Raw genomic sequence first — 13,393 nt, forward strand, 5'->3', positions numbered from 1 at the left:
CGTGCCAAAATAAAAAGAGAGAATACATAGCAATAACAAGAAGATAGAGGGCGATAATCATTTCCGCAGAGGGATTGCAAGGAGGCGGCAGAGAATAATATGGATAATATTGCCCCGTAACCGGAAGACTTTGCCCTATGTTCGGAGCGAAAACAGAAAAGCTTTCTCCTTTAAGCGCACGGGTCTTTGCGTTAGAATAAAGGGAGAATCCCCAAGCCAAACGCAGGGTTTTTGTTAACATTATGAAATCAAACGCAATTTTTGGAAGACGGCGGTCCAGGTTCGGTCTTCTGGCTTTCTTTGCCTGTCTGACGGCTCTGCCACATCAGGCAAAGGCGGACTCCGATCCCGCAACGCAGGCCGGACTGATCCCGCATAAGTCTTTGTATGAGATCAAAATGATCTCCACCCGCAACAGTTCGCAGTTCCAGAACCTCAGCGGCCAGATGTACTACGAATGGCAGCCCTCCTGCGAGGCGTGGGTCTCCAACCACCGCTTTAATATGGTCTACGAATACACCGATGCGCCCTCCATGCGGATCACCAGCGATTATTCGACCTACGAGCCTTTTGACGGGAAAAGCATGAATTTTACTTCCCAGCGCAAGCGTGACGGCCAGATTTTCGAGGAGATCAGAGGCAGTGCGGAGATCACCCGCCCTTCGGAATCGCAAGCCAAATACACCATTCCCGAAGGATTGATTCAGCCCCTGCCGCAAAATACGCTTTTTCCCATGTCGCACACTCTCATGGTGCTGCAGAAAATCAGGGCGGGCGAAAAATTTCACCGCGCCGTCATTTTCGATGGAAGCGATCAGGAAGGCCCGATGCAGGTCACCAGCTTCGTCGGAAAGCCCATCGAACCCTCCGATATCGTGCAGGTGGCCGCCGGCATTGACGCCGAATTGATGCGTTCGAAAGCCTGGAAGGTTAGGCTGGCCTTTTTCCCGGACACTTCGGAAGAAGCCGGAGCGGATTATGAAATGAGCGTGGTGTTTCATGAAAACGGCGTCATCAGCGATATCGTGATCGATTATGAGGATTTTTCGGTCTCTCAGAAGCTTGTGGCGCTTGAAAAGCTGGGAAGTGCCTGTACAGAAGGTAAACCGACCCCGCAACCCTTAAAACAACCCGAGGCTAAAACCACAGAACCGCCCATCAAAAAACCTTGATTTTCTGAGTAATTTTAACGATTTGGAAAGCCCTTACCCGTACGATGCAAGAGGATGCAGGCTGATTAAAGTCTTAATCAAAACTGAACGATGAAACAGAAGGTTCTTATTGTCGAAGACAACGAACTCAACATGAAGCTCTTTAATGATCTTCTGGAGGCGCACGGCATTGAGACCATTCAGACACGGGACGGACGTCAGGCTTTTGGTCTGGCCAAGGCCCACAGGCCGGACCTGATAATTATGGATATACAACTGCCGGAAGTTTCCGGATTGGACATAACGAAAATGATCAAGGAAGATCCAGACCTTAAATCAATACCCGTGATCGCCGTCACGGCGTTCGCCATGAAGGGGGACGAGCAGAAAATCCGCGAGGGCGGCTGTGAGGATTATATCTCCAAGCCGATTTCAGTCGCTCGCTTCATCGAAATCGTCCGTCGTTATCTCGAAAAAACCGAAACAGGCAGTCTTGCAATGAATCATATCCAAGAAAAAGGGGCGGTTTAAAATGTCGGCACGGGTTCTGGTTGTTGACGATATCCTCCCCAACGTCAAGCTTCTCGAAGCGAAGCTGAGTACGGAATATTACGAGGTTCTCACGGCGACCAGCGGCGCCGAGGCCTTGAAAAAAATTGCCACGGACAACCCCGATATCGTCCTTCTCGATGTCATGATGCCCGGCATGGACGGGTTTGAGGTCTGTTCGATCATCAAGCGCAATCCTGAGACGGCGCATATTCCGGTCGTGATGGTGACAGCACTGACCGACGCGCAGGACAAGGTGCGTGGCCTCGAAGCCGGCGCCGATGACTTCCTGAGCAAGCCGATCAACGATACGGCCCTGATGGCACGGGTGCGCTCACTGGTGCGCCTTAAAATGGCTTTGGATGAATGGCGCCTGCGCGAGAACGCGGCCACGCAGTTCGGCGCGGTAACAGAGTCCCCGAGCGTTATGACAGAACCCGTGGAGGGCGCACGCGTTCTGGTCATCGAGGACAAGGAATACGAAAGAACGAAAATCTCCGAAACCCTGATGCGTGATCACAATATCGTCATGGGTGTGGATCACGGCGCCAAGGGAATAGAGCTGATCGCCAAATATGAATTCGACATCATCATGGTCAGCCTGAATTTGGAAAACGAGGACGGCCTGCGCCTCTGCTCCCATCTCAAATCCAACGAGCGCACGAGGTCCGTGCCGATCGTCATGATCGCCGAACCCGATGATATGGTCTACGTCGCCCACGGACTCGAAATCGGCGCGCACGATTATATCATGCGCCCTCTGGACAAGAACGAATTGCTGGCCCGCGTCCGCACCCAGATCCGCCGCAAGCGGTTCCAGGAACGCCTGCGCTCGACCTACGAGATCAGCCTGAACATGGCGCTGACCGACAGCCTGACGGGTCTCTATAACCGCCGCTATTTTGAGGTTCATCTCGAAAAGCTTCTCCAGAAGAACCTAGCCAGCCGCAAGGCCATGGCCGTCATCATGCTCGATATCGACCATTTCAAGAGCGTCAACGACACCTACGGCCACAATGTCGGCGACGAGGTGCTGAAAACCTTCGGCGACCGTCTGACCGGCAGCTTGCGGAGCTTTGACCTTGTCGCCCGTCTCGGCGGCGAGGAGTTTGTTGTTCTCCTGCCCGATATCTCCAAGGAAAGAGCCTATCTGGTCGCCGAGCGCCTGCGCCGCTCAATAGCCGAGAGGCCGTTTCCCTGCAATGTCGAGGGCGGTTTTCTCAAGGTGACGGCGTCGCTGGGTGCGGCGGTGATTGAGCATGGCGGCCACCAGATTCATGAAGTGCTGGACCGGGCGGATAAGTGCCTCTATGAGGCCAAGCGCGGCGGACGGAACTGCACGGTCTTTGAGGAAGTCGGTAAGATCGACCCCGATAAATACAAGGAAAGCGCACGGACGAATTACGACGACGATGCGGGCGAGGGCGCGGCCTCCCACGCCTGAGAAGGCAGTTGCAGACCCGGAAAACATAAAGCGCCCAAAGGGCGCTTTTGTCATTACAACAGGAAACAGATGTTACTGTTTCTTGGAGGGGGGCATCTTCTTTTCGACAAACATGACGTGCATCCCCTTTTTGCCCGTCTCGGGATTGACCGCCCAAGGGTCGTACTTCTTCTTCTGCAGCTTGTATTCCGCGCGGGCGCTGCGTTTTGCGTAGTAACGGTAACCCGTTCCCGCTTCGCTTTCCAGCCTGACTTTTACGTATGAGGCCTTTGCCATAGCCATAAACTCCTGTGTTCGAAGTGCGTTTTATGCCGTCTTTGGCCCGGCTTGTCAAGTCTTAATGGAGGGCTTTAATCCCGCTCCTTGCGCCATTTTTGGCCTTTTCCTTTCGGGCCGCCGCCTTTGCGTCCGCCCTTGCCCCGGCGCTTGGGCCCGCCCTCGCGCCTGTCTTGCCCTTCGCGGTCATGGCGGCCTTTGGGCGGATTGGGCTTTTTAAGGCCGGGAAGATCGGCGCCGACAGGCGGTCCGGCAAGTTCGAACAGGCTGCTGCCCGTGATTCCGCTGGCCTCGACGATCCGCACGACCACCGGGGCGCCCAGACGATATACTCGGCCATGCCGCCGCCCGACCAGCGCGTGCGCCCGCTCGTCATGGATATAGAAATCATCGCGCAGACTGCGGGCGGGGACCAGCCCATCTGCCCCGGTCTCATCCAGCGCAACGAAAAGGCCGAATCGCGTCACACCGCTGATTTTCCCCGCAAACTCCGCTCCGATCCGCTCCGAAAGATAGGCACCCGTGAATCGGTCGATCGCATTACGCTCGGCTTCCATCGAGGTGCGCTCGGTCGCGGAGATATGCTGGCAGATTTCATCCAGCCGCGCCTTTTCCTCCTCCATCATCTCGCCGGGGCCAAGCCCGAACGCGCCGATCAGGGCGCGGTGAACCAGCAGGTCCGAATACCGCCGGATGGGGGAAGTGAAATGCGCGTATTTCTGCAGCGCCAGCCCGAAATGCCCGATATTGTTGGTGGAATAATTCGCCTGACTCTGCGAACGCAAAATCACCTGCGAGATCAGATGGGAGTAGGGCAGTTTCGCCGCGTTCTTCAACACCTGATTAAGCTGCATCGGCTGTACGACCTGACCTTTCGGCAGCGACAGGCCGAAACTCTCGACGAATTCGCGGGCGCTTTCCAGCTTCTCGTAGGAGGGGCGGTCATGCACACGGTAGACGCAAGGGAACGTCTTCTTGCCCTCAAGCGCCGAGGCCGCCGCGACGTTGGCAAGGATCATGAACTCCTCGATCAGCTTATGCGAGTCGAGACGTGCCCGGGGCTTCACCCCGATCATATCACCCTTGTCATTCAGCAGGATTTGCCGCTCGGGGAGATCAAGCTCCAGCGCCCCGCGCCCCTCCCGCGCCTTGTCGAGAATCTTAAAGACTTCATAAAGCGGCTTGATGACCGGTTCGACCAGAGGCCCGGTCAGATCGTCCGGCGATCCGTCCTTGGCGGTCTGCACCTGCTCATAGGTCAGGCGCGCAACCGAACGCATCAGCCCGCGCACGAATTTGTATTTCTGCAGAGCACCCTGCTTGTCGATCCACAGATGCACGGCCATCGTCGCCCGTGGCTCGTTCGGGCGCAGGGAACAAAGGTCGTTCGAGAGCGCCTCGGGCAGCATCGGCACGACCCGGTCGGGGAAATAGGTGGAATTGCCGCGCCGTTGTGCCTCGGTATCGAGCGCCGTTCCGGGCCGCACATAATGGGCGACGTCCGCAATCGCAACGATCAGGTGATAGCTGCCGTCCTCAAGCTTTTCCGCAAAGACGGCATCATCGAAATCCCGCGCATCCGGCCCGTCGATGGTCACCAGCGGAAAGTTTCGCAGATCCTCGCGCCCCTTCAGATCGGGGACGGTCATCTTGTCCGTTTCGGCGACGACGCGGTCGGGAAACTCCTCCCGCAATCCCGCTTCATGCAAACTGATCAGGCTGATCGCCCGCGGGTCGCCCTGCCGCCCGAGCACGCTGATCACGCGCACCTTTTGTCGCTTGGCGCCCTTGGCCGGAAGAATCTCGGCAATCACAAGATCGCCGTCCTCCGCGCCGTTCCGGTCGGTCAGCGCCACCTCGTAATCAAACTTCGCCCGCTTTTCCGTCGGCAGCACGATGGCCCCGCCCTTGGTCAGACGCAGGACGCCGAGAACGCGCCCCATCGTCGAATCGATCACGCGGATGATATGGGCATCATAGCCTTGGCCGTCCTCGGAACGCTCGAACCGCGCCAGCATCCGCATCCCCTCCGAAACCTTCGGGAAATGCTTGTTGTCGGGAGCGACCTCGATACGCGGCATCTCGCCCTGCAATTCGGCATTCCAGTCAACGGGCCGCGCAAGCACATCGCCGTCGATCTCGATTTTTGTGATCTCGATGACGCCGACGGCAGGAAGCCCCTGCGGCGCCGTGAAGCTGCCGCCCGGTTGCTTGGTAATCAGCCCGTCTTTCTCAAGTTTTTTGAGAATCTGTTTGAGGGCGACGCGGTTTTCCCCGCCCTTGATCCCGAACGCCCGGGCGACCTCGCGTTTGGTAACGGGGATTTTGGATGAACGGATAAATTCAAGGATTTTGGAGAGTTCAAGACTCATGAGGATTCAATTTCTGAAGAGACAAATATGATAAATATAATAGTGCGCGGCTTCTCATTCTTCAGCCACGCCGGATTTTTTTGCGGACGCTTTCTTTTTTCCGCCGGACTTTTTCTTTCCGGTCTGTTTCTTGTCCGCAGCCTTTCTACGCGTGAAAGGCTTCTTTCCTTCGGCTTCGCGTTTCGCGGCTTTCTCGGCGGCCAGCGCCAGCACTTCGACGGCGCGGTTCATCCCCACGAACAGGACGTCGTCGTCTTTCGGCAGGGAGGTAAACTTGTCGGCATGTTTGAGGAACGGCCCGAACCGCCCGATCCCCGCCTGAATCATCAGACCCGTTTCAGGATGCGTTCCGACATCGCGGGGCAGCGCCAGCAATTTCAAAGCACCCTCAAGCGTGACCTCGTCCAGCGCCAATCCTTTCGGCAGTCCCTGGCGTTTGGGTTTGGGCTTTACGCGCTTCTTGGGTTTTTTCGGCGCCTTTTTTCCTTCTTCCTTAGCCTTGGCCTTCGCCTCTTCATAGGCCTTGAGTTCGGCCTTCTCGGCGGCGATATCCTCCGCCAGTTCGGGAGCAGGGTCAATCTGCACATAAGGCCCGTAAGGTCCGCGCCGCAAGCTGACGGTGCGCCCCGTGCCCGGTTCGGTGCCGAGAATTTTCGGTTCGTTCGCCAGTGCCGCGCCATCTCCGTTCTCGCCGTCGGGAACGATCAGCGGGCGGGTGAATTTGCACTCGGGATAATTCGAACAGCCGATAAACGCCCCGAATTTCCCAAGCCTTAAGCCCAGCTTTCCGTCCGGCAACGCGGCGTTGTCCGCGCAGGCCTTGCATTTTTTCGGATCGACGGGTTTCCCGTTCGCGTCCTTCTCCGGCGGGAAGAAATGCGGCCCGAGTTCCTCATCAAGATGGTCGATGACGTTGGTGATGGTGAGATCCTTCGTGCCGTCCAAAGCGGTTTTGAAATCCCGCCAGAACAGCTTGAGCGCCTCTTTCCACGCCACATGGCCCGACGCAATCGCGTCCAGCTCTTCCTCAAGATTGGCGGTGAACCCGTAATCGACATACTGCGCGAAAAATTTCGCCAGAAACGTCGTGACCAGCCGCCCGCGATCCTCGGGGATAAAGCGCCGCTTCTCCAGCTTCACGTAATTCCGGTCCCGCAAAACCTGCAAGATAGAGGCATAAGTGGAGGGCCGCCCGATGCCGAGTTCCTCCAGACGTTTAACGAGAGAAGCTTCGGAATAGCGCGGCGGTGGTTGCGTAAAATGCTGGTTAGGGGTGACATCCACAAGCTTCGTCGCGTCCCGTTCCTGCATAGGCGGCAGGATGCGGTTGTCTTCGCTCTCGTTTTTGTCGTCGTCCGTGTCTTCCTGATAAAGCGTGAGGAATCCGGGGAACAGGATCACCGATCCGTTGGCGCGCAGGATCACATCGTCCGTCCCATCGGACAAATCGACCTTGACCTGCTCAAGCACGGCGTTTTCCATCTGCGAGGCAATCGTGCGTTTCCAGATGAGTTCGTAAAGTTTCCGCTGGTCTTCCTGCATCGGACCGCCCGAACGCCCCGGCAGCACGGAGAGATTGGTGGGCCGGATCGCCTCGTGCGCTTCCTGTGCGTTCTTCGCCTTGGATTTGTAAAGGCGCGGCGCGTCGGGCAGAAACTTATCGCCATATTCTTTTTTAATGACGCTGCGGCATTGCTGCACGGCCTCGTCGGACAAAGTTGTCCCGTCCGTACGCATATAGGTGATGTAGCCGTCCTCATAAAGATTCTGCGCGGTCCGCATGGTCTGCGAGGCGGACATCCCCAGCTTGCGGGAAGCTTCCATTTGCAGGCTTGATGTGATGAACGGCGGGGCAGGGAAGCGCCGCGCCTGCTTTTTCTCGATCTTCTGCACGGAGAGATTTTTGGAGCGGATGCGCTCGACGGCGAGATTCGCCTGTCCCGCGTTTCCGATATCCATCTTGTCCAGCTTGTTGCCGGCCAGATGGGTGAGGCGGGCAGTGAACGGCGCACCCTCAGGCGTCCGTAGCCGCGCCTCGATGCTCCAGTATTCCTCGGTAATAAACTTCTCGATCTCCGCTTCCCGCTCACAAATGAGACGCAGCGCAACCGATTGAACCCGCCCCGCCGACCGCGAACCGGGCAGCTTGCGCCACAGGACAGGCGACAGGTTGAACCCGACGAGATAATCTAGCGCCCGCCGCGCCAGATAGGCGTCGATCAGACGGACATCCAGTTCCCTTGGATGGCTGAACGCTTCCTGCACCGCGCTTTTGGTGATTTCATTGAACGTCACGCGCTTGACGTTTTTCCCCTCCAGCAGCTTTTCGTCAGCCAGTATTTCCTGGATATGCCAAGCAATCGCCTCCCCTTCGCGGTCCGGGTCAGGCGCAAGATAGAGGTTTTTGGCGGACTTCACGGCGCGTTTGATCTCGCGCACGTTTTTCTCGGCGCGTTCGCCGAGCTGCCATTTCATCTTGAAATTTTCGTCAGGCAGGACGGACCCGTCCTTGTTCACGAGGTCGCGGACATGACCGTAGGAGGCGATCACCTCGAAATCGGGGCCAAGGTATTTATGAATCGTTTTGGCCTTGGCGGGCGACTCGACAATGACAAGATTAGGGGCGCTCAATCTCTTCCCTCAATATATTAACTTCAACCCTCCGCGTCTCCCGAGATCAGGCTGACGCGGTGTCCCGGCAGTCTGCGAACGCGCCCCGCAAGCTCTAGTTCGAGCAGGATCGTCTGCACCGCCGACACTGTCAAATGACACGCCCGGATCAATTCGTCAATATTTATCGGGGCGTGTGAAAGGCACGAGAGCACCGCCTCACGCTCGGAATCTGCCGGATTTTCGCCCGAAAGCGGCGCAACATCATAGCCTGTGGACGCAAACAGCGGCTCGCGCAGGGCGTTGCCGGAAAAGTTCAAAAGCGCCTCCATCACGTCGTCCGCCCCGCGCACCAGCGTCGCCCCCTCGCGGATCAGGTGGTTCGGCCCCGCCGCTCGTGGATCAAGCGGTGAGCCGGGGACGGCATAAACATCGCGCCCCTGTTCCCCGGCCAGCCGCGCCGTAATCAGGGAGCCGGATTTCATGGTGGCCTCGACGATGACAACGCCCTTGGACAACCCCGAAACGATGCGGTTGCGGCGCGGAAAACTCTGCGCGAAGGGCTTCTGCCCGAATTTGCTTTCGGCCAGAAGGGCGCCGCGCTGCGCGATCTGCTCGTAAAGCTTTTGATTTTCCTCGGGATAAACAACGTCAATCCCGCCCGCCACAACGGCAATCGTTCCGGTCTCCAGCGATCCCTGATGCGCCGCCGTGTCGATCCCGCGCGCGAGGCCGGACGCGATGACCTGCCCGCGCTGCCCCAACTCGCGGGAAATTTTTTCCGCAAATTTGCGGCCATTAAGCGAAGCGTTCCGCGCCCCGACGACCCCGATGCACGAACGGTTGAGCAGGGCGGGGTTGCCGAGGATACTCAAGACCGGTGGGGCATCGTCGAGCGCAGACAGCGCCAGCGGATAAGCCTCGCAGGAAACCGTAATCACATCGCCGCCGATTTTCTGCAGGGCGGCATATTCCCGTTCCGCCTCCGCCCGCGAAGCCGCGATCAAAGGCCGCGCCCGCCCGCCGCGCTTGGAGAGTTCGGGCAGGGCATCGAGAGCCTGCGCGGCGCTGCCGAACCGCGCCATGAGTTGGTAGAACGTCACCGGGCCGATATGCTCCGTGCGGCTCAAACGCAGCCAGTCGATCTTTTCGGAATCGGTGGGCGTTTCGGTTTTCAGAAGCGTATTGCGTTTCATGCCGATAAAAATGTCACAAGCGCCTGAAAAAAACCAGCCAGAAGCACAACAATAAAAAAGCAGAACACGCAAAAGATAAAAATAAACAGAACAGGGTTCTGGGAATATTCAACGATGCTGTCGGAATCCGTGTGGCGCAATTTTCCGGTTTTTAATCCGCGGTAACAGGTAAAAATCAAAAATCCGGCCAGCGGCAGGCTGATCAGGGCGATCGCAAACAGCATCATGCCGCCGGACCTTCATCGGCAGTTTTATTCCGCCCCGAACCGATCTTCGGCTCCGTGCCGTTGAGCAGGCGTTTGATGTTCTCCTTATGCCTTCCCCAGACGAGGAGAGCGATGAGAAAGCATATAAAAGCGGAATAAGGACCGTATGCAAACAAGGTCACTACAGGCGCAACCGCAACCGCGACTAAAGCGCCCAGCGAGGAATATTTGAAAAGGAAAGCTGTGATGAGCCAAGCCGCGCACGCCGCCAGCCCCGCATACGGCACGGCGGCCAGAAAAACGCCTAGTGTTGTCGCCACGCCCTTTCCACCCTTGAACTTCAGCCAGATGGGGAAACAATGGCCGAGGATTGTGACAAATCCAAAAGACAACATCAAACTACCGTAAAGGTCTAAAAATAGGGGATCACTCGAACGCGACATATCTACCGAATAGATAAGCATAAACAGGATCAATACAGCGCCCTTGAAACCATCGAAAAACAGAGTAAGCAGGGCAAGTTTCTTGCTGCCCATCCGCAAAACATTGGTCGCACCGATATTGCCGGACCCGACCGTACGGATATCCTTTTTCATGTAAGTTTTAGTCAGGATCAGCCCGAAGGGGATCGAGCCGATAAGGTAAGCCAAAAAAATAAAACCTATAAAAAGAATCACTGCCGACGAGAAACCGGGAACATCGAAAATACTTAAAGGCACGGTGTCAAAACTTCCCGAACTAAAATTATTAGCAATAGCAAAATTATTAGCCATCTGATCCTCTCAGAAAACACCCGCTGGCCTCGAAGGAGGCGGAGATCACACAAAAATTGTAAGGCGATAAATACTATACATCAATCTGAAAGCAAAAGATCCAGCACCGCCAAGCCCCGTCACCCCGGCGCAGGCCGGGGTCCACGGAGCCTGTGGGCGCAGAAGTGCGAAAACCTCTACAGCGAGAAAAAACCACATTAGATTCCGGCCTTCGCCGGAATGACATAGAGGCGAGATGTCGTTGTGCGCGTTGTGTTTCAAAAACTCTGCGTCCTCTGCGCCTCTGCGGTAAAAAGATAGATTCCGGCAAGCGCCGGAATGACGTTGAGCGCCATAGCCTTTACCGGCAGATACTCTCATACAAATCCTCCCAGTGCGGATTCTCGCGCTCGATCAGGTTTTTCTTCCAGTCCCGCTTCCATTCCTTAAGTTGCTTCTCGCGCACAATCGCGGCTTCCGCAGTGTCATGAACCTCGTACCAAACCAGACGATCCACCTTATATTTTTTTGTGAAGCCTTCAAAGGTTCCATTTTTATGTTGATGCACGCGCCCCGGAAGGTCGCTCGTCATGCCTGTATACAGCGTTCCGTTGAAGGCGCTGGCCATGATGTAAACATAAAAAATCTTATCCATCACTTAGGGCCACAGTGGATTCCGGCCTTCGCCGGAATGACAATGATATATTTAACCCGTCACCCCGGCGCAGGCCGGGGTCCACGGAAAACGTAAGCGCCGGAATGACAAAAATCACTCAGAAAGCAGTAAATCCAGCACCGCCATCCGCGTGGGAATTCCGTTCGCCACCTGTTTCTTCAGCAAGCTGCGCTCAGGATCGTCCGCCACGTTGTCGGCGATCTCCAGCCCCCGGTTCATCGGGCCGGGATGCATGACCAGCGCATCCTTCTTGGCGTGCTTGAGCCGCTCGGCGGTCAGGCCGTATTGCCGGAAGAACGCCGTATCGTCGGGGATCAGGCTCCGCTCCATCCGCTCCTTTTGAATCCGCAGCATCATGACGATATCCGCCCCCTCGATGCCTTCTTCAAGGCGGGTGAACTTCGGAATCCCCTCGACGGGCAGCGTGTCGGGCATCAGCATCTCCGGCGCGACGATCCGCACCTTCGCGCCCATTTTGCTCAGGAGGAGAATATTGGAATTGGCCACGCGGCTGTGCGCCACATCGCCGCAGATCGCCACCTCCAGCCCCTCCAGCTTTCCTTTTTCCTGCTCCATGGTCAGGGCGTCAAGCAAGGCCTGCGTCGGATGCTCCCGCCAGCTGTCGCCCGCGTTGATGACCGGACACTTCACGCGGCTGGCCACAAAACCCGGCGCGCCGTATTCATAGTGGCGGATGACGATGGCATCCGGCTCCATCGCCCCCAGCGTGTCGATCGTATCGGTGAACGTCTCATCTTTTTTAAGCGAACTGTATTCGGCGTTCCAGTTGACCACATCCGCCCCCAGCCGCTTGGCCGCCATGTCGAAGGAGGTCACGGTGCGCGTCGAGGTCTCGAAGAACATGGTCAGGACGATCTTGTTCTCAAGCTTCGTGCGGTCCCACTTCCCGTTCACCAGCGCGTCGGAATAATAATCCGCCCGGTCAAGGATGTTGCGGATCTCCTCCGCGCTCAGTTCGGCAATGCCCAGAAGATGTTTCATGATGCTATAAGGAAAAGCATATTCGCTGTAAACTTTCCAGCGGAAAGATATTAAAGTCCTTTGGACCATGAAAACATTTCTAAGAAATGCCGTATCTGTTGTTATTGGGGCGCTGATCGGTCTGTCTCTCTATTTTTACTCGCCGATGAGCTTTTTTACGCCCTTCGGACAGAAGGAGTTTTTGGCCGGACTGGAGCAGGAATTGCGAAACGGTCATAAGGTCATCAAGCTCGAAAAGCTGCTGCCGGAAGGCCCGTGGGATACGGTATGCATGATCCCTCCTTATGCCTTTAATCCTTGGTTTTCGGAGGAAGAACGGATACAAAAATACTACGGCAAGGCCAAGCCGCCCTTTTGGCTCTTTCTCCCTGACCCCATCAGCGAAAGATACGTTTATGGCTTCGCCGCTATCCAGGGGTCAGAAATCGTTTTTCATGTCACGCTTAAAATTACATCCCGCATTTCATGGTCCGGCGGAATCAGTAATATCTCTCCATATTTCATGGAAAATAACAGACAAGTACATTTTCAAGACCATGTAATAAAACTGGAAGAGCAGGATATCTGCCTTAAACGGGAGGAGGCGGTCCTGTCATTCATAGGCAGCAAGACTATGCTGATCGCTCGCCAGAAGTAGGCGAAAGCGCCAATTTACCTCAAATCCCGCCCAATCTTAGAACTTTATTCAAAATTACCGTCTACAATTAAGGTTATGAAAATATAACCCGGCCCGCCCGGTGATTTAAGTGAATAATTTTATTGCCAAGGATTGTGTGTGCCCTCCATGAGTAACGAACCCAAGGGAAAGATTCTGGTCGTCGAGGATAACGACTTCGTGCGGATGCAGATGGTGAAATTCCTCAATGACGGCGGGTTCGCCACCGCCGAATCGAAAGACGGCTGGGAGGCGCTCTCGGCTCTCAGTGCCGACACCAGCGCCGCCGTGATCGATATGCGGATGCAGCCGATGGACGGTCTGGAATTCATCCAGCGCCTGCACGGCTTCAACAAGAAAATCCCCGTGATTGTGGTGACGGGCTACGATACCGCGGGACTCCAGCGCGAACCCGCTCTGTGGAACGCCAGCGCGATCCTCTCCAAACCCGTCCCCCGCGACGAGCTGCTCGCGGCAGTTGAGCGGGCGCTCGAATAAAAGTTT

13 protein-coding genes are annotated in these 13,393 nt (G+C 56.3%); 5 read left to right on the forward strand and 8 right to left on the reverse strand.

Going from position 1 to position 13,393, the window contains the following annotated elements; translation table 11 throughout:
• Positions 1–242 precede the first annotated feature (242 nt).
• From IPN28_05245 to IPN28_05255, 3 genes are all read left to right on the forward strand, one after another.
• Positions 243–1,172 carry a cell envelope integrity EipB family protein gene (locus IPN28_05245; GenBank protein QQS58227.1) on the forward strand — a complete coding sequence of 310 codons (930 nt, stop codon included), beginning with the start codon at positions 243–245 and terminating at the stop codon, positions 1,170–1,172.
• A gap of 90 nt (positions 1,173–1,262) precedes the next feature.
• Complete coding sequence (locus tag IPN28_05250; GenBank protein QQS58228.1) at positions 1,263–1,682, forward strand: response regulator; 420 nt, start codon at positions 1,263–1,265, stop codon at positions 1,680–1,682.
• Position 1,683: 1 nt separating this feature from the next.
• Positions 1,684–3,144, forward strand: coding sequence for a PleD family two-component system response regulator (locus tag IPN28_05255; protein ID QQS58229.1), 1,461 nt, complete (start codon positions 1,684–1,686; stop codon positions 3,142–3,144).
• Between the two features lie 72 nt (positions 3,145–3,216).
• Here IPN28_05255 and rpmG read toward each other — a convergent pair whose 3' ends face one another.
• The 8 genes from rpmG to IPN28_05295 form a co-directional block, all read right to left on the reverse strand.
• Positions 3,217–3,420, reverse strand: a complete 204-nt coding sequence (rpmG, locus tag IPN28_05260; GenBank protein QQS58230.1) for a 50S ribosomal protein L33 — start codon at positions 3,418–3,420, stop codon at positions 3,217–3,219.
• A 74-nt stretch (positions 3,421–3,494) separates the two neighbouring features.
• On the reverse strand, positions 3,495–5,792 hold the full coding sequence (gene rnr, locus IPN28_05265) for a ribonuclease R (protein QQS58231.1): 2,298 nt from the start codon (positions 5,790–5,792) through the stop codon (positions 3,495–3,497).
• A 54-nt stretch (positions 5,793–5,846) separates the two neighbouring features.
• Positions 5,847–8,423: a type I DNA topoisomerase gene (gene topA, locus IPN28_05270; GenBank protein ID QQS58232.1), complete on the reverse strand. Its 2,577-nt coding sequence runs from the start codon at positions 8,421–8,423 to the stop codon at positions 5,847–5,849.
• Positions 8,424–8,446: 23 nt separating this feature from the next.
• Positions 8,447–9,598, reverse strand: a complete 1,152-nt coding sequence (gene dprA / locus IPN28_05275; GenBank protein ID QQS58233.1) for a DNA-protecting protein DprA — start codon at positions 9,596–9,598, stop codon at positions 8,447–8,449.
• Positions 9,595–9,825: a hypothetical protein gene (locus IPN28_05280; protein ID QQS58234.1), complete on the reverse strand. Its 231-nt coding sequence runs from the start codon at positions 9,823–9,825 to the stop codon at positions 9,595–9,597. The genes dprA and IPN28_05280 overlap by 4 nt, the downstream gene beginning before the upstream one ends.
• Positions 9,822–10,577 carry a glycerol-3-phosphate 1-O-acyltransferase PlsY gene (gene plsY / locus IPN28_05285; protein QQS58235.1) on the reverse strand — a complete coding sequence of 252 codons (756 nt, stop codon included), beginning with the start codon at positions 10,575–10,577 and terminating at the stop codon, positions 9,822–9,824. The genes IPN28_05280 and plsY overlap by 4 nt, the downstream gene beginning before the upstream one ends.
• 340 nt (positions 10,578–10,917) lie before the next feature.
• On the reverse strand, positions 10,918–11,211 hold the full coding sequence (locus IPN28_05290; protein QQS58236.1) for a GIY-YIG nuclease family protein: 294 nt from the start codon (positions 11,209–11,211) through the stop codon (positions 10,918–10,920).
• A 114-nt stretch (positions 11,212–11,325) separates the two neighbouring features.
• Entirely contained in the window at positions 11,326–12,234 is a 909-nt protein-coding gene (locus tag IPN28_05295) for an aspartate carbamoyltransferase catalytic subunit (GenBank protein ID QQS58237.1), read from the reverse strand.
• Between the two features lie 67 nt (positions 12,235–12,301).
• Here IPN28_05295 and IPN28_05300 point away from each other — a divergent pair, with 67 nt between their 5' ends.
• Together IPN28_05300 and IPN28_05305 are read left to right on the forward strand one after the other, a co-directional pair.
• Complete coding sequence (locus IPN28_05300) at positions 12,302–12,871, forward strand: hypothetical protein (protein ID QQS58238.1); 570 nt, start codon at positions 12,302–12,304, stop codon at positions 12,869–12,871.
• Between the two features lie 147 nt (positions 12,872–13,018).
• Positions 13,019–13,387, forward strand: a complete 369-nt coding sequence (locus IPN28_05305; GenBank protein QQS58239.1) for a response regulator — start codon at positions 13,019–13,021, stop codon at positions 13,385–13,387.
• Positions 13,388–13,393 lie beyond the last annotated feature (6 nt).

Source organism: Alphaproteobacteria bacterium (assembly GCA_016699735.1).
Classification (GTDB): domain Bacteria; phylum Pseudomonadota; class Alphaproteobacteria; order Micavibrionales; family Micavibrionaceae; genus JAGNKE01.

Coding starts and splice junctions, on each gene's coding strand:
- IPN28_05255 (QQS58229.1), top strand. CDS start 1,684: ATGTCGGCACGGGTTCTGGTTGTTGACGATATCCTCCCCAACGTCAAG.
- dprA (QQS58233.1), bottom strand. CDS start 9,598: ATGAAACGCAATACGCTTCTGAAAACCGAAACGCCCACCGATTCCGAA.
- plsY (QQS58235.1), bottom strand. CDS start 10,577: ATGGCTAATAATTTTGCTATTGCTAATAATTTTAGTTCGGGAAGTTTT.
- IPN28_05295 (QQS58237.1), bottom strand. CDS start 12,234: ATGAAACATCTTCTGGGCATTGCCGAACTGAGCGCGGAGGAGATCCGC.
- rnr (QQS58231.1), bottom strand. CDS start 5,792: ATGAGTCTTGAACTCTCCAAAATCCTTGAATTTATCCGTTCATCCAAA.
- IPN28_05290 (QQS58236.1), bottom strand. CDS start 11,211: ATGGATAAGATTTTTTATGTTTACATCATGGCCAGCGCCTTCAACGGA.
- IPN28_05250 (QQS58228.1), top strand. CDS start 1,263: ATGAAACAGAAGGTTCTTATTGTCGAAGACAACGAACTCAACATGAAG.
- IPN28_05245 (QQS58227.1), top strand. CDS start 243: ATGAAATCAAACGCAATTTTTGGAAGACGGCGGTCCAGGTTCGGTCTT.
- IPN28_05300 (QQS58238.1), top strand. CDS start 12,302: ATGAAAACATTTCTAAGAAATGCCGTATCTGTTGTTATTGGGGCGCTG.
- rpmG (QQS58230.1), bottom strand. CDS start 3,420: ATGGCAAAGGCCTCATACGTAAAAGTCAGGCTGGAAAGCGAAGCGGGA.
- IPN28_05280 (QQS58234.1), bottom strand. CDS start 9,825: ATGATGCTGTTTGCGATCGCCCTGATCAGCCTGCCGCTGGCCGGATTT.
- IPN28_05305 (QQS58239.1), top strand. CDS start 13,019: ATGAGTAACGAACCCAAGGGAAAGATTCTGGTCGTCGAGGATAACGAC.